The sequence below is a fragment of the Shinella sp. GW821-FHT11G07 genome, from assembly GCF_058808115.1.
In genome coordinates this window covers 119,919-145,488 of sequence record NZ_JBXARJ010000010.1, presented here as the reverse complement: position 1 = coordinate 145,488, position 25,570 = coordinate 119,919, and the positions used below count along the sequence as shown (strand labels likewise).

Below are 25,570 nucleotides of genomic sequence, written 5' to 3'. Positions count from 1 at the left end.
GTGACACTTTCCTATGGACCAAACAATGCGACGACCCGGAACCATGACCACCACGGTGATTGACGGCAATGTGGCAGGAGACGGCGCAACGACGCGCCGCCTGCCGCGCATTCCGTTGATCGACCAACTTCGCGGCATCGCGCTGATCGCCATGGCGATCTACCACTTCACCTGGGATCTCGGCTTCTTCGGCTATATCGAACCGGAAACGGCGACGACCGGCGGCTGGCGCATTTTTGCACGGGTGATCGCCGGCAGCTTCCTCTTCCTCGTCGGCTTCAGTTTGGTGCTCGGCCATCAACGGGGGTTTCGCCTTCGCCCCTTTCTCATCCGCTTCGCGAAGATCGGCCTTGCGGCGGCGGCCATCACCATCGCCACCTGGTTCGCCTTCCCGGAAACCTTCATCTTCTTCGGCATTCTCCACGCGATTGCGGCAACGAGCCTGGTCGGTCTTCTCTTCCTGCGCCTGCCGGTCGCCGTCACGCTGCTCGTCGCCGTAGCGGCCGTCGCCGCGCCGCTCTATCTGCGCGCTCCGCTCTTTGACCATCCGGCCCTGTGGTGGGTCGGTCTTTCCGTCAACATCCCGCGCTCGAACGACTATGTGCCGCTGCTGCCATGGCTGGCGCCCGCCCTGCTGGGTATTGCGCTTGCCCGCCTTTTCGTCGCGAGTTCGCTGCCGGAGCGGCTTGCCGGCTACGGAAACACGACGAAAGTCTGGTGGAAAAGCCTGCTGGAAAAGGCCGGTCGCCACAGTCTTGCCATCTACCTTATCCATCAGCCCTTACTGATCGCGCTGGTCTACGGCTTTTCCCTGGTGTTTCCAGCACCTGCGCCGGACCCGGTCGTGGGTTACACGAAGAGTTGCATGCGCGCCTGTGAGAATGGCAGCAGCGCCGCTTTCTGCCAGAGTTTCTGCGGCTGTACGCTGGATCGTCTGATCGGTGAAAACCTGTTTGCCGATCTGAACCGTGGCACGATCGACATAACGACAGACGAGCGGATCTCGAAAATCTCGTCGCAATGCACTGCGGACGCGGAAACGAAAACCGACCTGAAGGAGTAGGATCATGAATGCCTATCGCATGAAGCCACTCGCCTTTCCGTGGCCGCCGTTCATCTACGGCGCGGCCATAGCGGCGGCTTTCCTGCTTCAGGCGTATTTTCCGCTCGCCGTTGCGCAAACCAATATCTGGATCGCGCGAGCGGCCGGCAGTGCCCTGATCGTCGCGGCGATCGTGCTGGATGTCTGGGCGATGCGCACGCTGCTCGACTGTCACACGACAATCCTGCCGAACCGCTGTTCCACCCATCTTGTCACTTCAGGCCCTTACCGCCTGACGCGCAATCCCATCTATCTCGGCTATACGCTGGCGACCGCCGGTATCGGCCTGGCGGTCTTCAATCCCTGGTGCATCCTGACGGCCATGATCGCGATCGGCGCGACAAGCATGGTTGCCGTCCGGCGTGAGGAGCTGCATCTGCTCTCCCGTTTCGGAATCGATTTCGAACGTTACTGCAACGGAACGGCACGCTGGATCTGAGGCTTTCCAGCGGAACAAAGACGTTGTCGCTGTCTGATATTACGGCAAGGCAGAAATCAGGTACCGACGCCGATTTCAGCCAGGCGCGTGAGGCACGCCTCCTCGACATTATCGAGTTCGGTCAATGTTTCCTCGATGTCGCGCCGCTTCTGGCGCAACTCTTCCCGTTTCTCGCTGACTTTCGTCATGAGCATTTCAAGCTGCCCCACCTCACCCGGCGGGTCCTTGTAGACTTTGATAATGTCGCGGATTTCAGCGATGGTGAAGCCAATACGGCGGCCACGCAGGATTTCCAGGATGAGGCGGCGGTCGGCAGGGCGGAAAAGCCGCGTACGACCGCGACGCTCGGGGTGGATCAACCCTTCGTCCTCGTAGAAGCGCAGCGTGCGGGTAGAAACCCCGAATTCGCGCGTCAGCTCGGTTATGGTATAAAACTTGTCCACGCCTGCTCCGATCTCGTCTGAGCAGGCATTTTATTGACTTTTACGTATAAGTCAATTTTTCCTCTCTGCGGGCACAAATGGAAGCGCAAAACCGCCGTGCATTTTTGCCAGATTTCCTAGCGGACCGCGAACCACCAGGTCGCCAGGCCAAGAAACGCGAAGAACCCCACGATATCGGTGACCGCCGTCACGAAGACGCCGGAGGAGACGGCAGGGTCCGCCCCTGCCCGATCGAGCAGAATCGGGATCGTGATGCCGGCCAGAGCCGCCGCACACATGTTGATCAACATGGCGGTGGCGATGACCCCACCGATATTGATGTCGTGGAACCAGAGGGCGGCGACGGCGCCGATCATCAGGCCGAAGGCGATACCATGCAGAAGGCCGACGCCCGCCTCACGCCGTACGACGCGCCAGGCATTGTGGATATCGAGGTCGCGCGTCGCCAGCGCACGCACCGTCACGGTCATCGTCTGCGAGCCGGCATTGCCGCCCATGCCGGCGACCGTCGGCATCAGAATGGCAAGCGCGACAATCTCCTCGATGGTCGCCTCGAACAGCGAGATGACCGAGGCAGACAGGAAGGCCGTCAGCAGGTTGACGAGCAACCACGGCACGCGCGAGCGGGACGTCGCGATGATGGTGTCCGACAGCTCTTCGTCGCCCACGCCGCCCAGGCGCATCAAGTCTTCCTCGGCCTCTTCCTGGATGACGTCGACCACGTCGTCGATGGTGAGCACGCCGACAAGGCGGCCGTTCTCATCCACGACGGCGGCGGACAGAAGGTCGTACTGCTCGAAGAGCTGCGCCGCCTCTTCCTGATCCATCTCGGCCGGGATCGGATGATTGGTCTCGCGCATGACGGCTTCGATCTTCGTGCCCCGCGCGGTGCGCAGGATGCGGTCGAGATCGATGGCGCCGAGCAGGCGGAACGTCGGGTCTATGACGAAGATCTGCGAAAAGCTCTCCGGGAGATCGGCATCCTCGCGCAGGTAGTCGATCGTCTGGCCGACCGTCCAGAACGGCGGCACGGCGACGAATTCGGTCTGCATGCGGCGGCCGGCCGTGCTTTCCGGATAGTCCAGCGAGCGGCGCAGGCGAATCCGTTCGGTGAACGGCAGCTTGGAGAGGATTTCCTCCTGGTCCTCCTGGTCGAGGTCTTCCAGAATATAGACGGCGTCGTCCGAATCCATCTCGCCAAGTGCTGCGGCGATCTGCTCGTTCGGCATGTGCTCGACGATGTCGAGGCGGATCGCCTCGTCGACCTCGGTCAGCGCCGCGAGGTCGAAATCGGTGCCGAGCAGCGAGACAAGCTGGCGGCGCTGGTCTTGCTGGATCGCCTCCAGAAGGTCGCCCATTTCCGATTCATGCAGCCGCGCCACATGGCGGCGCAGGAACAGGAGGTCGCGGTCGGCAATCGCCGCACCGACATACATGAGGAAATCCGAGCGGATCGAGCCGTCCTCGGCGTAGATATCCTCGCCGTCGAAGGTACTGTGGCCCTGTTGTCCCTGATGGATACGGTCTTCGTCGCCGGTGTTTTCCATCGGGCCGCTCCTTGTATCGGGTTCGTCCCGCCCGGCATGTCGGCGGAGAGACGACAGGGATTGAGATGCAGGGTTTCCTCGGCAAGGCTCAGCGCCGAGCCCTCACTTTCACCGTGCTAAAGCAAAGCGCGCGAACGGTCCATCGCCGAAAGCGGCAAAAGGTCCGTGGATATTAAAATTTCGCAAGCTGTTGCAATTTCATGCAAATCGCATGTTTTGAGGCGCCAAGGAGAGGGCCGGCATTTTCCCGCTGCCGCAAACAGGCTAGGAAGGGCTGAACCTCGTTGACGCCGGAGCCCGCATGGCGATCCTTCCCATTCTCCGCTATCCCGATCCCCGCCTGCGTTTGCCCTGTAAAAAGGTCGAGGCGTTCGACGCACGATTGGCAACGCTTGCCGACGATCTCGCCGCCACGATGCGCGCCGCCCCCGGGATCGGCATCACCGCCGCCCATGTCGGCATTCTCGAACGGCTGACGGTGATCGAACTCGCCGGGCCAGATTCGCAACGCGTCTATGTGAACCCCGAAATCGAATGGTTCTCGCCGGACGTCCAGCGACATGCGGAGGGAAGCGTTTCCATGCCCGGCGTGACGGACGACGTGGAGCGCCCTGCCCGCATCCGCCTCACCTACCAGGACCTCTCCGGCAACAGCCACACGGAGGAGGCCGACGGCCTGCTCTCCATCTGCCTCCAGCACGAAATCGATCAGCTGGACGGCATTTTCTGGATCGATCGCCTCTCGCGGCTGAAACGCGAACGCATCGTCAAGAAGTACAACAAAGCCCGGGACTGAAGTGTGCCAAGCCATGCTCTGGCCGGTGACCTGCGGCGGGGTCTGTCAGCCGGCATTTCAAGCCTTTGACCACCACGGCAGGGCCACGCACACGCCTCGCCATCATCGTCGCGACGCGGGAAGCGCGCCTGCGGATCATGCCGTATCTGTGCGGATCATCTCACACGCAAGCATCTGATAGAAAACAAAAAACCCGGCTCGAAAGCCGGGTTTTTTTGGTGCGGTCGAGAAGACTCGAACTTCCACGGGTTGCCCCACAGCGACCTCAACGCTGCGCGTCTACCAATTCCGCCACGACCGCATCGTGGTAGGCGTCGACTTGCGCCGACGGAGGTGCATGTAGCAAAAGCATTTGGGGCGCACAAGGCCGTGTGACAAGAAAAATGACGGAAAGCGGAACAATTTCAACAGGTCCTTCGCAAAGCCTCGGAAACCCCTGAAATCCTTGCAAGATCGCCCCTATATCTGGCAGAACGGAACGAAAAGGACGGCCCTTCCATGCAGCGTCAGGACATCTCCACATCCCTTCTCGCGATTCCCGGTTCGCCGCCGGTGCGCTGGCGCATCGCGCGCGATCTCGTCCCCTATGATGTAGCTGTGGAAACCATGGAAAACGAGGCCGCGGCAATCGCCAACGGCGAGGCCGACGAACTCGTCTGGCTCGTCGAACACCCGCCGCTCTACACAGCCGGAACCAGCTCGAACGCGGCCGATCTCGTCGCGCCGGATCGCTTCCCGGTGTTTTCCACAGGCCGCGGCGGCGAATACACCTATCATGGCCCCGGCCAGCGGGTCGTCTACGTCATGCTGGACCTGAAACGACGCCGGCAGGACGTGCGCGCCTTCGTGGCGGCGCTCGAAGCCGTGGTGATCGACACGCTCGATTCCATGAATGTCCGCGGCGAACGGCGCGAGGACCGTGTCGGCGTCTGGGTGCGCCGGCCGGAGCGCCCGCCGCTGCCCGATGGCTCGCCGGCCGAGGACAAAATTGCCGCGATCGGCATTCGCCTGCGCCGCTGGGTGAGCTTTCACGGCTTCTCGCTGAATGTCGATCCGGATCTCGATCATTTTTCCGGCATCGTGCCCTGCGGCATTCGCGGCTATGGCGTGACGAGCTTGGTCGATCTTGGTCTGCCCGTGATGATGAGCGACGTGGATGTCCGGATCCGCGATTCTTTCGAGCGGGTGTTCGGCCCGACCATTTCCGAAGCGGACTGTCAGCCGAAAAGCCTGTCGCAGGCATAGATGATCGCATAACCGTGCAGCACGATGGCGGCGTAGAGGCCGAAGCCGGCGAGCAGCCGCTGCGGCGCCGTCAGCGGATCGAGCGCCCGGCGCGGCTTGACGCCGCCGGCACCGATAAGGCTGAGCACCGTGAAGACGGCAAGGCCGGCGATCAGCATCTGGGCCGGCAACCCGATTCGCCAGCCGACCCAGAGAATGACCAGCGTCACGAGGAAACTTGCGACAAGAAGGCTTGTACGGGTCGAGAAGACCTGGCGCATGACCTGCCCCCCGTCGAAGCGATGCATCGGCAGCAGGTTCAGCAGGTTGAAAGCACCGAGAATCAGCAGGAAGACCATAAGCGCGCCACCGATCATATGGCTGGCGGTATCGTGCAGCGCGATGATCGGCGGGACGAGAAAAGCCGACATGCCCGCTCCCATGAGGGCACAGACCGCCACCTCGAAGCGGGAATTGTAGGGTCTTCCGCCGACCGCAATGCCGCCGAGCAGCGGCAGGAAGATCATGCGCACGCGTTGGTGCCCAAAGGCACGGTAGGCGGCCATGTGACCGAATTCGTGCAACACGATCACGACGGTGAGCATGGAGGACAGCAAGAGACCGCGTAGGCTTAGCCCGAAGAATGGCCAGAGCAGCAAGGTGGAAAACACCGCCAGCCCCACCTGCATCAGCGGATGCTCCAGAACGCCCCGCACCTCACCATTTCCCGTCGCCAGCCATTGGTCGAGCGCCTTCATCTCGCGGCGGAGCTGGATGTAGCGGAAGAGCAGAAAGGCGATGCCGCGATATTTGTCGGTCTGCTCGACGGTCAGCGCCGTGCCACCTGAAACCGGGCGCAAAAAACGCCGATCGACGTAGTTTTTCCAGAAGGACGCGTCGAGTGCGCTGTCTTCGACGACCCGGGTCTCACAGGCGAGGCCTGCGATATCGGCTGTCTCACTGACCGCGAGCGTGCGGGTGATCGGCTCGCCCCGGCGGTCGGGATAGGAAAAGGTCTGCCTGACGCGATTGTCGGCCAGCCGATTGCTGGAGAGAATCGAGGGATGCCAGTCCGCCTCTGCGCCAAGTGGACTGACGAGCGCCGCAATGCGGCTCGGGGACGCGCTGAGGACACGTGTAAGCCGGAGTGTACGGCGCCCGATCGGCGCGGCGATCAAGAGCCAGATCAGGCCAAGATTGATCGCCAGAAGCAGAAGCACCGAAAACGAGGTCGACATTGCCCATCCTCCCTGTCCGTCATGGCAGGCAGGACTAGGCTAACGGCAACTTCCTAACAAACGTTAAGAATCGCAGATCAGGCGAAGTCCATGATCACGGCATCGACGGCCAGGCTTTCGCCCGGCTTGGCATGGATGGAACCGACCGTCAGGTCGCGCTCGGCGCGCAGCACGTTTTCCATCTTCATCGCCTCGACGACGGCCAGCGTTTCGCCCGCCTTCACCTCCTGCCCCTCGCTGACGGCGATGGAAACAACGAGGCCCGGCATGGGGCAAAGCAGCATTTTCGACGTATCCGGCGGCAGCTTTACAGGCATCAGCGCGTCGAGCTCGGCAAGTCGCGGTGTGAAGACGCGGCTGCGCACGGAAAGGCCCTGCCAGTCGATGCGCATGCCGTTCGGGAAAGGCCGCAGCTGTGCGGTCACGCCGCGGCCGTCGATCGTGCCGCGCCAGACCGCCTCGCCGGGCCGCCAATCGCTCTGGACGGCATCGTCCGTGGCGAGCGTGTGATAGACGTCACCGATCTTCACCACCCAGTCCTTGCGCTGCGTTGCGCCCGGGCGCAGCCGATCGAGATGATGGGCGCGGCGTTCGGCATCGATGAGGTGGGCTGAGAGCGCAATGCGGGCGAGAATGGCGGCCTGCTCGGCATCCGGCGCCATCGGCGCAAAGCCGTCCGGATATTCCTCGGCGATGAAGCCGGTGGAGAGCCGGCCTTCGCGCCAGCGCGGATGGCGCATCAGGGCGGCGAGAAACGGCACATTGTGCTCGATGCCGTCCACCACGAAGCCGTCGAGCGCATCGCTCATCGCGTCGATGGCCGCGAGGCGGGTCGGCGCCCAGGTGCAGAGCTTTGCCACCATCGGGTCGTAATACATCGAGATTTCGGCACCCTCGTAGACGCCGGTATCGTTGCGCACCACCGTTTCGCCGTTCCTGCCTTCAGTCGGCGGACGGTAACGGGTAAGGCGGCCAATCGAGGGAAGGAAGTTGCGGTAGGGATCCTCGGCATAGAGCCGGCTTTCGACGGCCCAGCCGTTGAGCTTGATGTCCGCCTGCGCCAGTGCCAGCTTCTCACCGGCAGCGAGGCGGATCATCTGCTCGACAAGGTCGATGCCGGTCACGAGTTCCGTCACAGGATGCTCGACCTGCAGGCGCGTGTTCATTTCGAGGAAGTAGAAATTGCGGTCGCGATCGACGATGAACTCGACCGTGCCGGCGCTCTGGTAGTCGACGGCCTTGGCGAGCGCTACCGACTGCTCGCCCATCGCGCGCCGCGTCGCTTCGTCGAGGAAGGGCGACGGGGCTTCTTCGACAACCTTCTGGTTTCGCCGCTGGATGGAGCATTCGCGCTCGCCAAGATAGAGCGCCGTGCCATGCGCGTCGGCCAGCACCTGGATTTCGATATGACGGGGATCGACGATGTACTTTTCGATGAAGACGCGGTCGTCACCAAACGAGCTTTTCGCCTCCGAGCGAGCACGGTCGAAGCCGTCGCGCACCTCGGCCTCACTCCAGGCGATGCGCATGCCCTTGCCGCCGCCGCCGGCCGAGGCCTTGATCATCACAGGATAGCCGACCTCGCCGGCGATGCGCTCGGCATGGGCCGCGTCCTCGATGACGCCCAAAAAACCCGGAACGGTCGAGACATTGGCCGCATTGGCGAATTTTTTTGATTCGATCTTGTCGCCCATGGCGCGGATCGCCTTCGGCTTCGGACCGATGAAGATGATGCCATCGGCCTCCAACGCCTCGCAGAAACTGGCGCGCTCCGAGAGGAATCCGTAGCCCGGATGCACGGCCTCGGCGCCCGTCTCCTTGCAGGCGGCGATGATTTTTTCCGCGATGAGGTAGCTTTCGGCGGCCGGCGCGGGGCCGATATGCACGGCCTCGTCCGCCATCTCGACATGCAGGGCGTCCCGGTCGGCGTCGGAATAGACCGCGACGGTGGTGATGCCCATCCTGCGTGCCGTCTTGATGACGCGGCAGGCGATCTCGCCGCGATTGGCAATCAGGATTTTCTTGAACATGCTTTCCTCCCGGCAGTCTCAGACGGGAGTTGTAGCCACAAACACCCTGCCCGTACAACGGCGTCGCAACGGCAATTTACCCGTTGCCTCAAGCACTTTAGTCGAACGCGATGTCGGCCGAGGCCTTCCGGTTCTTGTGCTCGCGCCAGATGATGAAGAGACCGGAGGCGACGATGATGGCAATGCCGAGCCATTTGGACGGCGTGGGAAAGTCGCCGAAGATCGCGTAGCCGAGCACGGTCGCCGAGATGATCTCGAAATACTGGAACGGTGCGAGCAGCGACAGCGGGGCCATGCGGAAGGCGCGCACGACCAGCATATGCGCATAGCCGGACAGCGCGCCGAGGATGACGAGCAGCGCGAGCGCAAAGACCGATGTCGGCAGCGACGGTGCAAAATCGCCAATGCCGGCCGAATGGCCCGCAAAAAGTGCTGCGCCCATGAAGATCGTGCCGCCGAAGCCGGCGATCGTCTGCATGGTCAGCGGCGAATCGGCATCGCCGATCGCGCGGTTCATGAAGAGGTAGATCGAATAGAGGAAGGCGCAGGCGACTGGCAGCAGCGCCGTCCAGCCGAACAGCACGAAGCTCGGCTGGATTACGATGAGCGCACCGCCGAAGCCGACGATGATGGCAAGCCAGCGCCGCCAGCCGACCCTGTCGCCGAGGAACGCGGCGGACATGGCCGTCAGGATGAAGGGCTCGACGAAATAGATCGCGAAGACATCGGCGAGCGGCATATATTTGACCGCGGCGAAGAACAGCAGGCTTGCCGCACCGTGGATGGCGCCACGCAGCAGGTTCAGCCACGGCTGCTTCGGCCGCAAGGTTGCGGCACCGGCGGCGGTGAAGATCAGCGGGATCGTGCAGACGACCTGAAAGAAGAAGCGGTAGAACGTCACCTGGCCGGGCGACATGTCTGCAAATGTCGCCATATATTTGGCGATCGCGTCCATGCCGGGCAGAAGCAGCATGGCGACGGACATCAGCACGACGCCCCGCATGATACTTCCGTCCTGTTGGTCCGTCGTGGTGCTCATGATGCGACTCCCTAGATCGCCCCTGCATAGCCCTTTTGCACCGTCCTGCAATGCCGGAAATCCTGCCCCCGGACGACCGGCACGCAGGCGTCGCGAAGCGGCGCATTTGAGGTAGAAGGCGATCGTGGATTGCCTGTAAACTCTTGGCGAAGACAATGGAGGCCGCGATGACGTTTCCCGGCGAGAACAACACGATCCCCTTTCCTTCCGGCCGCGTCGACGGCGATACGCTCGGTGGCCGCATCTGGCGGGCGCGCGATGCGCTGGGCCTGTCCCTGGCAGATCTCGCCTCCCGCCTTGGCCTGCCGGAAGAAACGGTCAGTGGCTGGGAACGCGACCACGCCGAGCCTGACACCAAGGCGATGTTCATGCTCGCCGGTGTGCTCTCCGTCTCGCCCTCCTGGCTGATTGCCGGTATCGGCGAGGCTCCGGCAGACCCGACCGGGGATGAGCACCTGCACCCGCTGCTGCGCCAGCTTCGTGAAATCCACCAGCTCCACGACCAGACGGGCAAGGCGATCACAGCGCTCGAAGCCGAGATCGCCAAATTGATCAAATCAGATCACGGCTGACATTTTTGCCATTGCCGCACTTGAGGCGCCGGACCGGCTCTGCAATGGTCCGCCCGAACAGAGAATCCGCATAGGGAGATAGAAGATGGACGTACGCGCCGCCGTTGCCGTTCAGGCCGGAAAACCGCTTGAGATCATGACCGTACAGCTCGAAGGCCCGCGCGCCGGCGAAGTGCTGGTTGAAGTCAAGGCGACCGGCATCTGCCATACCGACGACTTCACGCTGTCGGGTGCCGATCCGGAAGGCCTGTTTCCTGCCATCCTCGGCCATGAGGGCGCCGGCATCGTCGTTGACGTCGGCCCTGGCGTGACGTCGGTGAAGAAGGGCGACCATGTCATTCCGCTCTACACGCCGGAATGCCGCGAATGTTATTCCTGTCTGTCGCGCAAGACCAACCTCTGCACCTCGATCCGCGCCACCCAGGGCCAGGGCCTGATGCCGGACGGCACCTCGCGCTTTTCGATCGGCAAGGACAAGATCCATCACTATATGGGCTGCTCGACCTTCTCGAACTTCACGGTCCTGCCGGAAATCGCGCTCGCCAAGGTCAACCCGGACGCGCCCTTCGACAAGATCTGCTACATCGGCTGCGGTGTCACGACCGGCATCGGCGCGGTTATCAACACGGCGAAGGTGGAGATCGGCTCGACGGCCATCGTCTTCGGCCTCGGCGGCATCGGCCTCAACGTGCTGCAGGGTCTGCGCCTTGCGGGTGCGGACATGATCATCGGCGTCGACATCAACCCCGACCGCGAGGAATGGGGCAGGAAATTCGGCATGACGCACTTCGTCAACGCGAAGGAGGTCGGTGACGATATCGTGCCCTACCTCGTCAACATGACGAAGCGCAACGGCGACCTGATCGGCGGCGCGGACTATACGTTCGACTGCACGGGCAACACCAAGGTCATGCGCCAGGCGCTGGAAGCCTCGCATCGCGGCTGGGGCAAGTCGGTCATCATCGGCGTCGCCGGTGCCGGCCAGGAAATCTCCACCCGTCCGTTCCAGCTCGTCACCGGCCGCAACTGGATGGGCACGGCCTTCGGTGGCGCACGCGGCCGCACCGACGTGCCGAAGATCGTCGACTGGTACATGGAGGGCAAGATCCAGATCGATCCGATGATCACCCACACCATGCCGCTCGAGGACATCAACAAGGGCTTCGAGCTGATGCATTCGGGCGAATCGATCCGCGGCGTGGTGGTCTATTGACGTCTACGGACCACTACAGCGTCGACGTGCGGAGGCTGCATGCATTCTCCGCCGTCGAACTCTATGCGCTGCTGAAGCTGCGCGTGGACGTCTTCGTCGTCGAGCAGGCCTGCGTCTATCCGGAACTGGACGGCAAGGATGCGGAAGCGCTTCATCTTCGCCTGCTGATCGGCGGTGAGACGGCCGCCTATGCGCGACTGTGGCGGCCTGTGGACGCGCCGCCACGCATCGGCCGGGTGCTTGTCGCACCCAATCATCGCGGCAAACGCCTTGGTGACGCCGTCATGCGCGAAGCGGTCCGCGTCTGCGAAATGCATTTTCCCGGCGAGCCGATTGCGCTATCCGCGCAAAGCCACCTGGAGCGCTTCTACCGGTCCCTTGGCTTCACGCCTCCATCGGAGGAATATGTCGAGGACGATATTCCGCATATCGACATGCAGCGTCCTGCCGGCCATTCTTGAGCCATGCAAAAGAACAGCACCATGATCTATGTCGATGCCGATGCCTGCCCGGTAAAGGCCGAAATCCTGAAGGTTGCCGAACGGCACGAGATGGAAGTGACCTTCGTCGCCAATTCCGGCCTGCGCCCGTCGCGGGACCCGATGGTGAAGAACATCATCGTGTCCGGCGCCTTCGACGCCGCGGACAACTGGATCGCCGAGCATGTCGGCGACGATGACATCGTGATAACGGCCGACGTGCCGCTTGCGGTGCGCTGCGTCGAGAAGGGCGCGCACGTGACCGGCCCGACCGGCCGGCTCTTCGACAAGACCAATATCGGGATGGCGAGCGCCATGCGTGATCTTGGTGCGCATCTGCGCGAGACCGGCGAAAGCAAGGGCTACAATGCCGCCTTTTCGCCACGCGACCGCTCGGCCTTCCTCGAAACGCTCGATCGCCTCTGCCGCCGCGCGAAAAATGCCCGCACGGGGCCTGCTGCATGAGCAAGGATCCGGGGCAGAGGATTTTCGGCCGCCACGTCCCCTTCTATGCCGGCATCGGCGCGGCGGCGCTCGGCCTCGCGGTCGCGCTCTGGCTGAAGCCGGATTTCGCCATCGAGATCGCTGCCGTCGCCTTCTTCCTCTGCTATCTGCTGCTGACCGCCTGGCGCGTGCCCTACCTCACGGCCGCCCATCTCGAGCATTATGCGACGGATAGCGACGAGCCGGTGGCCATCATCTTCGGCGTGACCTTCGCCGCCGTCGCCATCTCGACAGGCTCGCTCTTCGTGGTGTTGAACCGGCCGGCCGCGTCACCTGCGGAATTCACCCTTGCCTTCGCGTCCGTCGCGCTTGGCTGGCTGACCATCCACACCATGGCGGCCATGCACTATGCCCATCTCTACTGGCGGCCCGGCAGCACCGAAACCAGTTCCGATACCGGCCGCAGCCTCGATTTCCCAGGCGATGCCGCACCCGGCGCCTATGATTTCCTGTATTTCGCCTTCGTGATCGGCATGACGGCGCAGACCTCGGACGTCGCGATCACCTCCACGGCGATGCGCAAGGTCAACCTGCTGCACGCCGTGGTTTCCTTCTTCTTCAACACGGTGCTGGTCGCCGCCGCCGTCAACGCGGCGGTGTCGCTCGCCACCTGAACCACATTCGGAGCTTTTGATGAAAGTGCTGTCCCAGAACACCGCCTTCGGCGGCATGCAGGGTGTCTTCGCCCACGATTCCGAGGCCTGCAAGGGCGAGATGACCTTCGCCGTCTTCGTGCCGCCGCAGGCGATCAAGGAGCCGTGCCCGGTGCTGTGGTATCTGTCCGGCCTCACCTGCAGCCATGCCAATGTGATGGAAAAGGGTGAATACCGCCGCATGGCCGCCGAACTCGGCCTCATCATCGTCTGCCCGGATACCAGCCCGCGCGGCAACGACGTTCCGGACGAAATCACCAACTGGCAGATGGGCAAGGGCGCCGGCTTCTATCTCGACGCCACCGAGCAGCCCTGGGCGGAAAACTTCCAGATGTACAGCTACGTGACGGAAGAGCTGCCCAACTTCGTCAGCCAGCATTTCCGCATGGACATGAGCCGCCAGGGCATTTTCGGTCACTCGATGGGTGGGCATGGCGCCATGACGATCGCGCTGAAGAACCCGGAACGCTTCAAGAGCTGCTCTGCCTTCGCGCCGATCGTCGAACCCTCGACCGCCGACTGGTCGATGCCCGCCTTCGAAAAATATCTGGGCTCCGACAAGGCCGCTTGGCGTGAATATGATGCCTGCGCGCTTGTTGCGGACGGCGCGCGTTTCCCGGAATTCCTGATCGACCAGGGCAAGGCCGACGGCTTCCTGGACAACGGCCTGCGCCCCTGGCTCTTCGAGGAGGCGATCAAGGGCACGGATATCGGGCTGACGCTGCGCATGCACGAGCGCTATGACCACTCCTACTATTTCATCTCGACCTTCATGGACGATCACCTGAAATGGCACGCCGAACGTCTCGGCTGAGGAAGAGATATGGCGGGGGTGCATGGCTGACATGTCACCCCTGCCCTTGCCCTTCCCGTCCGGATCGGCAATAGTTCGCCCGGTAGACGACTACCGCCGGATTCTTCGTCCGGTCACGATCGCGGGGACGGCCTCGCTCCTTTGAAACGGAGTAGGCATCATGCCCTGGATTCTTCTCGCTCTCGCCGGCATCTTTGAAATCGGCTGGGCGATCGGCCTCAAATACACCGACGGCTTCACCAAACCGCTCCCCACGGCGCTCACTGCCGGCTCGATGGTCATCTCGATCGTGCTGCTCGGCCTTGCCGTGAAGACGCTGCCGATCGGCACTGCCTATGCGATCTGGACCGGTATCGGTACCGTCGGCACGGTGATGCTCGGCATCTTCCTCTTCGCCGAGCCGGTAACGGCGATCCGCATGGGCTGCATCGCGCTCATCGTCACCGGTATCCTCGGCCTGAAGTTTGCGGCTTAAAGCAAGTCCAGCAAACGTGCGCAGCCAAATTGCGTTCCTCTCTTAACGACGGTTGTCGAGGGCGAAAGCCCCCGGCCCTGCCGCGGTAATGTAGAGAAAGATGAAGCAGAACAGCACCGCGGCATCGCCGCGGTTGTTGATCGGAAAAAAGCTCTGCGGCGCATGCGCCATGAAATAGGCAACCGCCGTGAAGCCGCAGAGCACGAAGGCCACAGGCCGCGTGAAGAGACCCACCAGAATCAGCAGGCCGCCGACAATCTCCAGCACGCCCGCCAGGCCGATCAGGTTCATGAGATCGCCAAAGGGCTGTTCTGCCGGCGGAAAATTGAAGAATTTCTGCGTGCCGTGCTCGATGAGCAGCAGCGCCGTCATGATTCGAAGCGCTGCGAGCGCCTGCGGACGGTAAGCGGATAGTCGGTCGAACATGCTCTAACTCCCTGCCGGTTCCCTTACAGGGGAATGTTATCGTGTTTCTTCCACGGATTTTCCAGATCCTTGTTGCGCAGCATGCGCAGCGCCCGCGCGATACGCTTGCGGGTCGAATGCGGCATGATCACCTCATCGATATACCCGCGTTCCGCCGCGACGAAGGGTGAGAGGAAACGGTCCTCGTACATCTTCGTGTGCCCGGCGATCTTCTCCGGATCGTTGATATCCTTGCGGAAGATGATCTCGACTGCCCCCCTAGCACCCATCACGGCGATCTGCGCCGTCGGCCAGGCATAGTTGATATCGCCACGCAGGTGTTTTGACGCCATCACGTCATAGGCGCCGCCATAGGCTTTTCGCGTGATCAGCGTCACCTTGGGGACGGTCGCCTCGGCAAAGGCAAAAAGCAGCTTGGCGCCATGCTTGATGAGGCCGCCATATTCCTGCGCGGTGCCCGGCAGAAAACCCGGCACGTCGACGAAGGTCACGACGGGAATGCTGAAGCAGTCGCAGAAGCGCACGAAGCGCGCGGCCTTGCGGCTGGCGTCCGAATCGAGCACGCCGGCCAGCACCATCGGCTGGTTGGCGACGAAGCCGACCGTCGAGCCTTCGATGCGGCCGAAGCCGCAGACGATGTTTTTGGCAAAACTCTCCTGGATCTCGAAGAAATCGCCCTCGTCAACGGTCTTGAGGATCAGTTCCTTGATGTCATAGGGCTTGTTGGCATTGGCCGGGATGAGTGTGTCGAGCGACTCATCCACGTCCTCGACCGACTGGAAGCATTCGATCTCCGGCATGGGAGATGTGTTCGACTGCGGCAGGAAATCGACGAGGCGGCGGACCTGCAACAGCGCGTCGACGTCATTGTCATAGGCGCCATCGGCGATCGACGATTTCGTCGTGTGCACGGAGGCACCGCCAAGTTCTTCCGCGGTGACGGTCTCGTTCGTCACCGTTTTCACCACATCCGGGCCGGTCACGAACATGTAGGACGTGTCACGCACCATGAAGATGAAATCCGTCATGGCTGGCGAATAGACATCGCCGCCGGCACATGGCCCCATGATGACCGAAATCTGCGGGATGACGCCGGAGGCGAGCACATTGCGCTGGAAGACTTCCGCATAACCGCCAAGCGCTGCGACACCCTCCTGGATGCGCGCGCCGCCCGCATCGTAAAGCCCGATGATCGGCGCGCGGTTCTTCAGCGCCATGTCCTGGACCTTCATGATCTTCTGGGCATGGGTTTCGGAAAGCGAGCCGCCGAAGACGGTAAAATCCTTGGCGAAGACGAAGACGGTGCGGCCGTTGACCGTGCCCCAGCCGGTGACGACACCGTCGCCGGCGATCTTCGATTTCTCCATGCCGAAATCCGTCGAGCGGTGTTCGACGAACATGTCGAATTCCTCGAACGAGCCCTCGTCCAGAAAGACATCGATGCGTTCGCGCGCCGTCAGCTTGCCGCGCTTGTGCTGTGCATCGATGCGCACCTGGCCGCCGCCCATGCGGGCGCGCTCGCGCCGGACTTCGAGCTCGTGGAGAATTTCCTTCATGCCTTCGGTTCCTCCCGTTTCACCAATGGCTTAGCATGCGGGATCGGGAGCTTGAAGGGGCGTTTTCTAGATCGAAGGTCTTAGAATTCACTCACAGCTGATCGACTGGGTGACGACGCAGGGGGCGATCTTCTTCTTGGAGCCGTCCGGCAGCGCGCGCGAGCGCACCGTCAGCGCCGCTTCAGTCGGGATGACAACCGGGCGCGTGTCCCTGCGCGAATGGTCCTGGACGGTCTGGCGTGCCGCCGGCTTGCGCTGGCCACCGGCATGTTTGCGTCCCTTGCCGGGGCGTTTGCCAATGGAGGTCTTTCCGGCCGAAACCGGTGCTAGGTGGTAGGCGAGCGCCACCCGCTTGGCGATTGCGTCACCAAGTGCTGTTTCGCGGCCCTTGCGGCCGGGCATGTAGCTGTTGACCGTCATGGCCTGGCGCGACGAGGTGCCGCCCTTCAGGTCAGACAGAGTGACCGTGACATTGGCCGAACTCTGGCCATCGGCCGTCTGCTTGAGTGCCGAGACCCGCACATCCAGGGCAGCGCGGTCAATCTGCATCGCGCGACGGGTGGCCCCGGCCGCGCGCTTCAGGTGTTCGCCGGTCCGTTTCAGCACGCTTGACGGGACGCTTTCATCGCCGCTCACCACGACCTTGCGGATATCCCGCACGGGAAATCCTTCTGCGGCGGCGGCAAGCGGTGCGGAAACGAGGAGGCAGGCGGAGAGAAGCGTGCGGAGAAGGAACTGCATGAGACGAATACCGGTATGCGATGTCAATGGTCGGTGGCGTGTCAAAATGGTGCGAAAGTCTTAACGAATGCTGATCAGCGCGAAATCTCGGCGAACACGGACGCAGCAATGTCCATTTCCTCGCGCCGAAGCTCGCGGCGACGGAAGGCTTCCTCGTCGGTGCCCCAATGCTCGATCTGCCAGTCTTCGTCGAGATGGGCGAGCGCCCAGGCCTTGTCGGCATCGATCTCGCCTTCGGCGAGCGCCAGCGCCAGCAGCGCCGAACCGGTGAGCGTGGTCACCGTGTGCAGGCAGGCGAGCGCGAGCGGGTGACGATACGCGGCAAGTGCTGCGGAAAATGCCGCGACTGCCGGCACCGGCTGCTCCTGATGGATGACGCCTTCGATGAGAATGAAACGTGCGCCCTTGGCGTCCGCGGCCCAGCGGATAACCGGGTCCCAGCCATCGCGCTGGCGATCGACCAGACCGGTCGGCGAATCCGCGCGGTAGCAGAGAAGGTCCGTGCCGGAAAAACGCACGATCTCGTCGAACACGGCGTCAAAATTATCGGCGACGCCATCGATGGCGGTGTTGACGAGACGTGTCACCGGCATTTTTGCGGGGTCGATCTCCTCGCCCTGCCCGTCCCATTCGGCGCGCAGGCGATCGGCAATGGCCTGCGTCGGCACGGCCAGCAGCTTCTTGCCGGGCGTGCGCACCGGGCGGCCGTCGAGCAGGATGCGGAAACCCTCCTCGGAGGCGTCGGTCGAAACCTCCTTGTAGAAACGCTTCGGTAGCGGGCGTTTCATCTGGATCTGTGCGCGGCGCACCGGATCGGGATCGCTCATCGCGTCGGAAAGGTCGCTCAGAATGTCACGCATCGGAAATCTCCAACCATTCGAGAAGGTCGGCGGGCGTGCGCAGGATGTGATCCGCCCCCGCCTCGACCAGTTCGGGCACGCTGGCATAGCCCCAGGAAACGCCGATCGCCGCAGCACCGGCCGCCTTCGCCATCTGCATATCGTAGATCGCGTCGCCGATGACAACCGTCCTGGCCGCATCGATGCCGGCTTCGCTGCAGCATTCCGTCACCATGGCCGGATGCGGCTTGGACGGGCAATCGTCCGCGGTACGCGAGACGAAGAAGGTCTTGTCGAAGCCATGGGTCGCGCGGATCAGATCGAGGCCGCGGCGGGACTTGCCGGTGACCGCGCCGAGGATCAGGTCGTCCTCCCGCTCCAGCCGCGCCATCATCTCCGCGATGCCCGGGAAAAGCGGCTCCTGGAAGCCCGGCTCCCCGCGCACGCCCATGTAGGTCGCCTTGTAGTGCGCGGTCATAGCCAACGCCTCGTCGTCGACATGCGGCTTGCCCTGCATGCGGGCAATCGCGATATCGAGCGTCAGGCCGATGATCGCCTTGGTCTCGGAAACGTCCGGCCGGGCATGGCCGAAATCGACGAAGGTGCGGGCCATCACCTCATGGATCAGCCCGACGCTGTCGACCAGCGTGCCGTCGCAATCGAAGAGTACCAGTCGCATCAGTCTTCCTCGTCCGCCGAGGTCATGTCAAAGCCGAAGAGGTTCCAGGTCTGCACCATGTGCGCCGGCATCGGCGCCGTCACGCGCAGCCGTCCGCCGGAGGGGTGCGGGACGTCGATGCGGCGGGCGTGGAGATGCAGCTTGTTCTGCACGCCGCCCGGGAAGGCCCAGTTGAACTCTGCCTCGAAATATTTCGGATCACCGATAATCGGATGGCCGATATGGGCGGCGTGCACGCGAAGCTGGTGCGTGCGGCCGGTATAGGGTTCCATCTCCAGCCAGGCGAAGTTCTGCGCCGCCTGCTCGATAATGCGGTAGAAGGACACCGCATGATCGGCGCCGTCCTCGCCATGTTTGGCAATGCGCATGCGGTCGCCGTCCGGCGTCTGCTCCTTGACGAGCCAGGTTGAAATCTTGTCCTCGCGCTTCTTCGGCACGCCCATCACCAGCGACCAGTAGGTCTTTTTGGTATCGCGCTCGCGGAAGGCGGCCGTCAGCTTCTGCGCCGCGCCACGCGTGCGGGCGATGACGAGCACGCCGGACGTGTCGCGGTCGAGCCGGTGAACAAGGCGCGGCTTCTCGCCCTTCGGGCTGGTCCAGGCTTCGAGCATCTGGTCGATATGCCGGTTGATGCCTGATCCGCCCTGCACGGCGATGCCGGGGGGCTTGTTCAGCACGATGACCTTGTCGTCCTCATGCAACAGCATACGGGAGAGAAGTTCATGATCCGAGGAATGTTTGAGATCGCGGCCGGCGATCGGCCCGGCCTTCGCAGCCTTGGCGTCGACCTCCATCGGGGGGACGCGGATCATCTGCCCCGGCTGCACGCGGGTGTCGCTCTTGACGCGGCCACCATCGACGCGCACCTGTCCGGAGCGCAGCAATTTCTGGAGCGGGCCGAAGCCGAGGCCCGGATAATGGGTCTTGAACCACCGGTCCAGGCGCATGCCCGCCTCGTCGTTCTCCACCTGCCTGTGTTCAATGCCTGCCATCTTCGCCTTCTTTCGTTGCGCGTGCTTTAACGCAAGAACGGGCGAAGGGGAACAGCTAGAAGGCGCGGAACGTCAGCGTGGTCAGCGATCGCATGATGCCTGGAATGGACGCGACATGGTCGTTGATGAACTTGCCGATGTCCTCCTCGCTGTCGACATAGACCTTCAGGAGCAGATCGTAGTCACCGCTGGTGGAATAAAGCTCCGAGATGAGTTCCGTAGCGTAAAGCGCATCGGCCACCTCATAGGTCTTGCCCGGAGCGCATTGCAATTGCACGAAAATCGGCTTCATCGGTCCTCCCGCGCCATCGGCGGCATGCTGACTGTTCTGGCGCAATCCCGGACGCAAAACCGCTTCACACTTTTGCTTGGATTGCTTCGGCCACCGATTCCGGCGGCATTTCCTTACCTCTTATGACGGATTTGGCTTGTTAAAGGCAAGACCGACCGAAATTCGCACAGACTGTTAAAATTCGATGAAAATGCAACCACGGCGTTTTACACGCAAGAAAGGCGCAACTGTTAACTTGCGCGGACGCAAACCAACTTTGTTGAACGCCCATGACCCAGATCGTGACAGTCTCACCAACCACAGCCGCCTATGCATCGCAGGGGATGAGACCGCAGACACGCGCGAATACGCTTTTCGAGGAGCGTATCCACGTCTGGAGCGAAGATGCAAAGATCCGCGGCGACGCGCGCACCGTCGCCATGCTCAATGTCATTCAGCCGCCGGCGCTGGCTCTTGCCCTCATCACCGCGACGAGCGGCACGCCGCAAGTCACCGTCGCAGAGGCGCAACGCGTCTATGACGAAAACGGTTCGCCCGCTCTGCAAGAACCCGTCTGATCCTCCCTCAAGAACCAGCCGTCCTCCAAACTCTTGGCCCCGTTTCGGGGCCATTCTTTTGTCTCTTTCCCTCCACGACAAAAAATTGTTCCACAGCGACGCCGCCTCTTGCCAAAACACAGGCAAGGTCGTTATCTGAGGCCGACCTCGCTGGGAGAAGCTGGCCGCCTCGAAAGGGCATGGCCGGTGCCGAAGGAGCAACCGCCCCGGAAACTCTCAGGCAAAAGGACCAGCAAGGTGCCGTCGGAACTCTGGAGAGAAGCGTTTTTTTGAAGCGCTCGCCGAAGGGATAACAATCTCAGGCGAAGGGACAGAGGGGGCTCAGGAGAACGGCGCGCAAGCGCCGATATTGTGAGCCGGTGCCCGGTCGGATGATGGGCGCCAAAAGACTGGAGGGCGCCTTTTGGACGTATCGTCTGAACTCAAGAAAACCCCGCTTCATGCGCTGAACCTGTCGCTCGGCGGCCGCATGGTGCCGTTCGCCGGCTATGAGATGCCGGTGCAATATACGGCCGGCGTGATGAAGGAACATCTTCAAACCCGCGCCGCGGCCGGCCTGTTCGACGTGTCCCACATGGGTCAGGTGACGGTGCGCGCCCGCTCCGGTGACAATGCCGACGCAGCGCGCGCGCTCGAGACGCTGGTGCCGGTCGATGTGCTTGGCCTCGGCGAAGGCCGCCAGCGCTATGCGCTGTTCACCAATGACGACGGCGGCATTCTCGACGACCTGATGATCGCCAATCGCGGCGACCATTTTTATGTCGTCGTCAACGCCGCCTGCAAGGACGCGGATTTCGCCCATATGCAGGCGAAGATCGGCGACGTCTGCGAACTGACGCTGCACAACGACCGCGCGCTTGTCGCCCTTCAGGGGCCGCACGCGGAATCGGTGCTTGCCGAACTCTGGGCCGACGTCTCCTCCATGCGCTTCATGGACGTGCGCGCCTGCGACCTGCATGACGCCGACTGCATCGTCTCGCGCTCCGGCTATACCGGCGAAGACGGTTTCGAAATCTCCATTCCGGCAGACCTTGCCGAAGCGGTCTGTCGCCGCCTGCTCGACCATCCGGACGTGCTGCCGATCGGCCTGGGCGCGCGCGATTCGCTGCGCCTCGAAGCCGGCCTCTGCCTCTACGGCAACGACATCGATACCAGCACGACGCCCGTCGAAGGCGCGCTGGAATGGGCGATCCAGAAGGTGCGTCGCAAGGGCGGCGAGCGCGCCGGCGGTTTCCCCGGCGCCGATATCATCCTCGACCAGCTGGAAAACGGTGCCGAACGCCGACGCGTCGGCCTGAAGGCCGAAGGCCGCGCGCCCATCCGTGGCGGGGCGGTGCTTGCGACCGATGCCGAGGGCGAAGATGTCGTCGGAACCGTCACTTCCGGCGGCTTCGGCCCGAATGTCGATGGCCCTGTCGCCATGGGCTACGTTACCAAATCGGCAGCAACGCCCGGCACCCAGCTTTATGCCGGTGTGCGCGGCAAGTTCCTGCCGATTTCCGTGGCAACCCTGCCCTTCGTCAAGAACACCTTCAAGCGCTGAATCACGGTCCGCTTCCCGGCCTGCGTGGAGACAGGGCTGATAGGCGGATGAGCGGCAAACCGGACAACAATCACTTTCCGAGAGAGGAACAAACATGCTGAAATTTACCGAAGAACACGAGTGGCTGCAGATCGACGGCGACGTAGCGACCGTCGGCATCACGGCGCACGCGGCCGAGCAGCTCGGCGACCTCGTCTTCGTCGAACTGCCCGAGGTTGGCGCCACCTTCTCGAAGGGCGGCGATGCGTCGACCGTCGAATCCGTCAAGGCTGCCTCCGACGTCTACTGCCCGCTCGATGGCGAAATCGTCGAGGTGAACGAGGCGATCGTTGCCGATCCCTCCCTCGTCAACAGCGACCCGCAGGGCGCCGGCTGGTTCTTCAAGCTGAAGCTTGCCAACAAGGCCGATGCCGATGGCCTGATGGACGAAGCCGCCTACAAGGAGCTTGTCGGCTGATGTCTCTCCCCAAGGACTTTGCCTTTACCGATTACCAGCCCTACGACTTCGCCAACCGTCGCCATATCGGCCCCTCGCCGAAGGAAATGGAGGCGATGCTCAAGGTAGTCGGTTATCCGAGCCTCGACGCGCTGATCGACGACACCGTTCCGAAATCGATCCGCCAGACCAAGGCGCTCGAATGGGGCGCGCCGATGACCGAGCGCGAGGCGCTCGACAAGATGCGTGAGACCGCCAACCGCAACAAGAAGCTCGTCTCGCTGATCGGCCAGGGCTACTACGGCACGATCACGCCGCCGGTCGTCCAGCGCAACATCCTGGAAAACCCGGCCTGGTACACGGCCTATACGCCCTACCAGCCGGAAATCAGCCAGGGCCGCCTCGAGGCGCTGCTCAACTACCAGACGATGGTCTGCGACCTCACCGGCCTCGACGTCGCGAATGCCTCGCTGCTCGACGAGGCGACCGCAGCCGCCGAAGCCATGGCGATGGCGCAGCGCGTGGCGAAGTCCAAGGCGAATGCCTTCTTCGTCGACGAAAACTGCCACCCGCAGACGATCGCACTGCTGAAGACCCGTTCCGAGCCGCTCGGCTGGCAGATCATCGTCGGTGATCCCTTCACCGATCTCGATCCCGTCGACGTGTTCGGCGCGATTTTCCAGTATCCGGGTACCTACGGTCATGTGCGCGATTTTTCGGGCCTGATCGCCCGCCTGCACCAGACGGGCGCCATCGCCGTCATGGCGGCCGATCCGCTGGCGCTTGCCCTCCTCAAGTCGCCCGGCGAGATGGATGCGGATATCGCCATCGGCTGCACCCAGCGCTTTGGCGTGCCGGTCGGCTATGGTGGGCCGCATGCCGCCTATATGGCCGTCAAGGACGCCTACAAGCGCTCCATGCCCGGCCGCCTCGTCGGCGTCTCCATCGATGCCCGCGGCAACCGCGCCTACCGCCTGTCGCTCCAGACCCGCGAGCAGCACATCCGCCGCGAAAAGGCGACGTCGAACATCTGCACCGCGCAGGTGCTGCTCGCCGTCATGGCCTCGATGTATGCCGTCTTCCACGGTCCGCAGGGCCTGAAGGCGATTTCGCAGAGCGTGCACCAGAAGACCGTGCGCCTCGCCATGGGCCTGGAAAAGCTTGGCTACACCGTTGAGCCGGAAGTGTTCTTCGACACGATCACCGTGCATGTCGGCAAGCTGCAGGGCATCATCCTGAAGACCGCCGTCGCGGAAGAAGTCAACCTTCGCAAGATCGGCGAGGACCGTATCGGCATCAGCCTCGACGAGCGCTCGCGCCCCGTCACGCTGGAAGCCGTCTGGCGGGCCTTCGGTGGTGATTTCGAGGTGGCGGAATTCGAGCCGGGCTATCGCCTGCCGGAAGACCTGCTGCGCACCAGCGAATACCTGACGCATCCGATCTTCCACATGAACCGTGCGGAAAGCGAGATGACACGCTACATCCGCCGGCTTTCCGACCGCGACCTTGCGCTCGACCGCTCGATGATCCCGCTCGGCTCGTGCACGATGAAGCTCAACGCCACGGCGGAAATGCTGCCGATCACCTGGCCGGAATTCGCGGAGATTCACCCCTTCGTGCCCGCCGACCAGGCGCAAGGCTACCGGCACCTCATCGAGGATCTGTCGCAGAAACTCTGCGACATTACCGGCTACGACGCCGTCTCCATGCAGCCGAATTCCGGCGCGCAGGGTGAATATGCCGGTCTGCTGACGATCCGTGCCTATCATCTCGCCAACGGCAATACGCATCGCGACGTCTGCCTCATCCCGACCTCCGCGCACGGCACCAACCCGGCGTCGGCACAGATGGTCGGCATGAAGGTCGTCGTCGTGAAGGTGTCCGACAACGGCGACATCGACATGGACGACTTCCGTGCCAAGGCCGAACAGCATGCGGACAACCTGTCCTGCTGCATGATCACCTACCCGTCCACGCATGGCGTCTTCGAGGAGAACGTGCGCGAGATTTGCGAGATCGTGCACACGCATGGTGGCCAAGTCTATATCGACGGCGCCAACATGAACGCCATGGTCGGGCTTGCCCGTCCGGGTGATATCGGCGGCGACGTCAGCCACCTCAACCTGCACAAGACCTTCTGCATCCCGCATGGCGGCGGCGGTCCCGGCATGGGGCCGATCGGCGTCAAGGCGCACCTTGCACCCTTCCTGCCGGCAAATCCGACGACCGGCGAGGCCGGCGCGGTCTCGGCGGCTCCCTTCGGCTCGGCCTCCATCCTGCCGATCTCCTGGAGCTATTGCCTGATGATGGGTGGCGAAGGCCTGACACAGGCGACGAAGGTGGCGATCCTCAACGCCAACTACATCGCCGCCCGCCTGAAGGGCGCGTATGACGTGCTCTACAAGTCCGCCAAGGGCCGCGTGGCACATGAATGCATCATCGACACGCGTCCGCTCGTCGACAGCGCCGGCGTGACCGTCGACGACGTCGCCAAGCGCCTGATCGACTGCGGATTCCACGCGCCGACCATGAGCTGGCCGGTCGCCGGCACGCTGATGATCGAGCCGACAGAATCGGAGACCAAGGCCGAGATCGACCGCTTCTGCGATGCGATGCTGGCGATCCGCGAGGAAGCCCGCGCCATCGAGGAAGGCCGGATGGACAAGGTCAACAACCCGCTGAAGAACGCCCCGCACACGGTGGAAGACCTCGTCGGCGAATGGGATCGTCCCTATTCGCGCGAGCAGGCCTGCTACCCGCCGGGCGCCTTCCGGGTCGACAAATACTGGTCGCCCGTCAACCGCGTCGACAACGTCTATGGCGACCGCAACCTCGTCTGCTCCTGCCCGCCGCTGGAAGACTACGCGGACGCAGCCGAATAAAAACGGCTACGCCAAAAGCAAAAATTTGAACCCCGGCCGATCCTATCGGCCGGGGTTTT

At 62.9% G+C, this 25,570-nt stretch carries 27 protein-coding genes, 1 tRNA gene and 1 riboswitch; of the genes, 15 read left to right on the top strand and 13 right to left on the bottom strand.

The genetic code is table 11. The annotated features are described in order from the left end of the window. The first annotated feature begins 43 nt into the window (after nucleotides 1–43). Together AC1RT2_RS20295 and AC1RT2_RS20290 are read left to right on the top strand one after the other, a co-directional pair. Nucleotides 44–1,063, top strand: coding sequence for an acetyltransferase domain-containing protein (locus AC1RT2_RS20295; RefSeq protein WP_493104966.1), 1,020 nt, complete (start codon nucleotides 44–46; stop codon nucleotides 1,061–1,063). 4 nt (nucleotides 1,064–1,067) lie between these two features. After that, nucleotides 1,068–1,541 (top strand): methyltransferase family protein, encoded by a 474-nt coding sequence (locus tag AC1RT2_RS20290; protein WP_493104787.1) that lies wholly within the window; start codon nucleotides 1,068–1,070, stop codon nucleotides 1,539–1,541. Nucleotides 1,542–1,597: 56 nt separating this feature from the next. Here the strand turns inward: AC1RT2_RS20290 and AC1RT2_RS20285 are convergent, their stop codons facing one another. Then, a complete protein-coding gene (locus tag AC1RT2_RS20285; RefSeq protein WP_069058904.1) occupies nucleotides 1,598–1,984 on the bottom strand; it encodes a MerR family transcriptional regulator in 387 nt (128 codons plus the stop codon). 116 nt (nucleotides 1,985–2,100) lie between these two features. Further along, nucleotides 2,101–3,531 (bottom strand): magnesium transporter, encoded by a 1,431-nt coding sequence (mgtE, locus tag AC1RT2_RS20280; protein WP_069058905.1) that lies wholly within the window; start codon nucleotides 3,529–3,531, stop codon nucleotides 2,101–2,103. A gap of 301 nt (nucleotides 3,532–3,832) precedes the next feature. Here mgtE and AC1RT2_RS20275 point away from each other — a divergent pair, with 301 nt between their 5' ends. Further along, nucleotides 3,833–4,327, top strand: a complete 495-nt coding sequence (locus AC1RT2_RS20275; protein ID WP_493104784.1) for a peptide deformylase — start codon at nucleotides 3,833–3,835, stop codon at nucleotides 4,325–4,327. A gap of 216 nt (nucleotides 4,328–4,543) precedes the next feature. Here the strand turns inward: AC1RT2_RS20275 and AC1RT2_RS20270 are convergent. After that, nucleotides 4,544–4,628 (bottom strand) — tRNA-Leu (locus tag AC1RT2_RS20270). 197 nt (nucleotides 4,629–4,825) lie between these two features. On the opposite strand from AC1RT2_RS20270, the gene lipB reads away from it, so the two are divergent. Further along, nucleotides 4,826–5,572, top strand: a complete 747-nt coding sequence (gene lipB, locus AC1RT2_RS20265; RefSeq protein ID WP_493104782.1) for a lipoyl(octanoyl) transferase LipB — start codon at nucleotides 4,826–4,828, stop codon at nucleotides 5,570–5,572. Here lipB and AC1RT2_RS20260 read toward each other — a convergent pair. The 3 genes from AC1RT2_RS20260 to AC1RT2_RS20250 all read right to left on the bottom strand — a co-directional run bounded on the left by AC1RT2_RS20260 (nucleotide 5,545) and on the right by AC1RT2_RS20250 (nucleotide 9,858). Further along, nucleotides 5,545–6,789, bottom strand: a complete 1,245-nt coding sequence (locus AC1RT2_RS20260) for a zinc metalloprotease (protein WP_493104780.1) — start codon at nucleotides 6,787–6,789, stop codon at nucleotides 5,545–5,547. The genes lipB and AC1RT2_RS20260 overlap by 28 nt on opposite strands. A gap of 77 nt (nucleotides 6,790–6,866) precedes the next feature. Continuing rightward, nucleotides 6,867–8,819: an acetyl-CoA carboxylase biotin carboxylase subunit gene (locus AC1RT2_RS20255; protein WP_493104777.1), complete on the bottom strand. Its 1,953-nt coding sequence runs from the start codon at nucleotides 8,817–8,819 to the stop codon at nucleotides 6,867–6,869. Nucleotides 8,820–8,916: 97 nt separating this feature from the next. Continuing rightward, nucleotides 8,917–9,858 carry a DMT family transporter gene (locus AC1RT2_RS20250; RefSeq protein ID WP_493104775.1) on the bottom strand — a complete coding sequence of 314 codons (942 nt, stop codon included), beginning with the start codon at nucleotides 9,856–9,858 and terminating at the stop codon, nucleotides 8,917–8,919. A 167-nt stretch (nucleotides 9,859–10,025) separates the two neighbouring features. On the opposite strand from AC1RT2_RS20250, the gene AC1RT2_RS20245 reads away from it, so the two are divergent. The 7 genes from AC1RT2_RS20245 to AC1RT2_RS20215 all read left to right on the top strand — a co-directional run bounded on the left by AC1RT2_RS20245 (nucleotide 10,026) and on the right by AC1RT2_RS20215 (nucleotide 14,568). Next, nucleotides 10,026–10,430, top strand: a complete 405-nt coding sequence (locus AC1RT2_RS20245) for a helix-turn-helix domain-containing protein (protein ID WP_493104773.1) — start codon at nucleotides 10,026–10,028, stop codon at nucleotides 10,428–10,430. Between the two features lie 85 nt (nucleotides 10,431–10,515). Next, the gene (locus AC1RT2_RS20240) at nucleotides 10,516–11,643 is read left to right on the top strand and encodes an S-(hydroxymethyl)glutathione dehydrogenase/class III alcohol dehydrogenase (protein WP_444801161.1); all 1,128 of its coding nucleotides are present in this window, start codon (nucleotides 10,516–10,518) and stop codon (nucleotides 11,641–11,643) included. Beyond that, on the top strand, nucleotides 11,640–12,104 hold the full coding sequence (locus AC1RT2_RS20235) for a GNAT family N-acetyltransferase (protein WP_493104771.1): 465 nt from the start codon (nucleotides 11,640–11,642) through the stop codon (nucleotides 12,102–12,104). The genes AC1RT2_RS20240 and AC1RT2_RS20235 overlap by 4 nt, the downstream gene beginning before the upstream one ends. Nucleotides 12,105–12,125: 21 nt before the next feature. Further along, on the top strand, nucleotides 12,126–12,587 hold the full coding sequence (locus AC1RT2_RS20230) for a YaiI/YqxD family protein (protein WP_069058913.1): 462 nt from the start codon (nucleotides 12,126–12,128) through the stop codon (nucleotides 12,585–12,587). Further along, nucleotides 12,584–13,240 carry a DUF1345 domain-containing protein gene (locus AC1RT2_RS20225; protein WP_493104769.1) on the top strand — a complete coding sequence of 219 codons (657 nt, stop codon included), beginning with the start codon at nucleotides 12,584–12,586 and terminating at the stop codon, nucleotides 13,238–13,240. Before AC1RT2_RS20230 ends, AC1RT2_RS20225 begins: the two co-directional genes overlap by 4 nt. A gap of 19 nt (nucleotides 13,241–13,259) precedes the next feature. Beyond that, a complete protein-coding gene (gene fghA / locus AC1RT2_RS20220) occupies nucleotides 13,260–14,093 on the top strand; it encodes an S-formylglutathione hydrolase (RefSeq protein WP_493104767.1) in 834 nt (277 codons plus the stop codon). Nucleotides 14,094–14,253: 160 nt separating this feature from the next. Then, a complete protein-coding gene (locus tag AC1RT2_RS20215; RefSeq protein ID WP_069058916.1) occupies nucleotides 14,254–14,568 on the top strand; it encodes a DMT family transporter in 315 nt (104 codons plus the stop codon). Nucleotides 14,569–14,610: 42 nt separating this feature from the next. On the opposite strand, the gene AC1RT2_RS20210 is transcribed toward AC1RT2_RS20215, so the two are convergent. The 7 genes from AC1RT2_RS20210 to AC1RT2_RS20180 all read right to left on the bottom strand — a co-directional run bounded on the left by AC1RT2_RS20210 (nucleotide 14,611) and on the right by AC1RT2_RS20180 (nucleotide 20,093). Beyond that, nucleotides 14,611–14,994: a DoxX family protein gene (locus AC1RT2_RS20210; RefSeq protein WP_069058917.1), complete on the bottom strand. Its 384-nt coding sequence runs from the start codon at nucleotides 14,992–14,994 to the stop codon at nucleotides 14,611–14,613. 23 nt (nucleotides 14,995–15,017) lie between these two features. After that, nucleotides 15,018–16,550: an acyl-CoA carboxylase subunit beta gene (locus AC1RT2_RS20205; protein WP_493104764.1), complete on the bottom strand. Its 1,533-nt coding sequence runs from the start codon at nucleotides 16,548–16,550 to the stop codon at nucleotides 15,018–15,020. Nucleotides 16,551–16,637: 87 nt separating this feature from the next. Beyond that, nucleotides 16,638–17,291, bottom strand: a complete 654-nt coding sequence (locus tag AC1RT2_RS20200) for a hypothetical protein (RefSeq protein WP_493104762.1) — start codon at nucleotides 17,289–17,291, stop codon at nucleotides 16,638–16,640. A 74-nt stretch (nucleotides 17,292–17,365) separates the two neighbouring features. Then, nucleotides 17,366–18,151 carry an ATP12 family chaperone protein gene (locus tag AC1RT2_RS20195; RefSeq protein ID WP_069058920.1) on the bottom strand — a complete coding sequence of 262 codons (786 nt, stop codon included), beginning with the start codon at nucleotides 18,149–18,151 and terminating at the stop codon, nucleotides 17,366–17,368. Further along, a complete protein-coding gene (locus AC1RT2_RS20190) occupies nucleotides 18,144–18,809 on the bottom strand; it encodes an HAD-IA family hydrolase (RefSeq protein ID WP_069058921.1) in 666 nt (221 codons plus the stop codon). Before AC1RT2_RS20190 ends, AC1RT2_RS20195 begins: the two co-directional genes overlap by 8 nt. After that, complete coding sequence (locus AC1RT2_RS20185) at nucleotides 18,809–19,801, bottom strand: RluA family pseudouridine synthase (RefSeq protein WP_069058922.1); 993 nt, start codon at nucleotides 19,799–19,801, stop codon at nucleotides 18,809–18,811. The genes AC1RT2_RS20190 and AC1RT2_RS20185 overlap by 1 nt, the downstream gene beginning before the upstream one ends. Nucleotides 19,802–19,856: 55 nt before the next feature. Then, the gene (locus tag AC1RT2_RS20180) at nucleotides 19,857–20,093 is read right to left on the bottom strand and encodes an Lrp/AsnC ligand binding domain-containing protein (protein WP_444801150.1); all 237 of its coding nucleotides are present in this window, start codon (nucleotides 20,091–20,093) and stop codon (nucleotides 19,857–19,859) included. A 323-nt stretch (nucleotides 20,094–20,416) separates the two neighbouring features. On the opposite strand from AC1RT2_RS20180, the gene AC1RT2_RS20175 reads away from it, so the two are divergent. The 4 genes from AC1RT2_RS20175 to gcvP all read left to right on the top strand — a co-directional run bounded on the left by AC1RT2_RS20175 (nucleotide 20,417) and on the right by gcvP (nucleotide 25,511). After that, on the top strand, nucleotides 20,417–20,650 hold the full coding sequence (locus AC1RT2_RS20175) for a hypothetical protein (protein WP_493104758.1): 234 nt from the start codon (nucleotides 20,417–20,419) through the stop codon (nucleotides 20,648–20,650). 141 nt (nucleotides 20,651–20,791) lie between these two features. Then, a riboswitch (glycine riboswitch) is annotated at nucleotides 20,792–20,892 on the top strand. Between the two features lie 161 nt (nucleotides 20,893–21,053). Continuing rightward, nucleotides 21,054–22,193, top strand: coding sequence for a glycine cleavage system aminomethyltransferase GcvT (gene gcvT, locus AC1RT2_RS20170; protein ID WP_069058925.1), 1,140 nt, complete (start codon nucleotides 21,054–21,056; stop codon nucleotides 22,191–22,193). A 94-nt stretch (nucleotides 22,194–22,287) separates the two neighbouring features. Next, nucleotides 22,288–22,650, top strand: coding sequence for a glycine cleavage system protein GcvH (gene gcvH / locus AC1RT2_RS20165; RefSeq protein WP_069058926.1), 363 nt, complete (start codon nucleotides 22,288–22,290; stop codon nucleotides 22,648–22,650). Beyond that, nucleotides 22,650–25,511, top strand: a complete 2,862-nt coding sequence (gene gcvP, locus AC1RT2_RS20160) for an aminomethyl-transferring glycine dehydrogenase (RefSeq protein WP_493104755.1) — start codon at nucleotides 22,650–22,652, stop codon at nucleotides 25,509–25,511. The genes gcvH and gcvP overlap by 1 nt, the downstream gene beginning before the upstream one ends. Nucleotides 25,512–25,570: the final 59 nt, after the last annotated feature.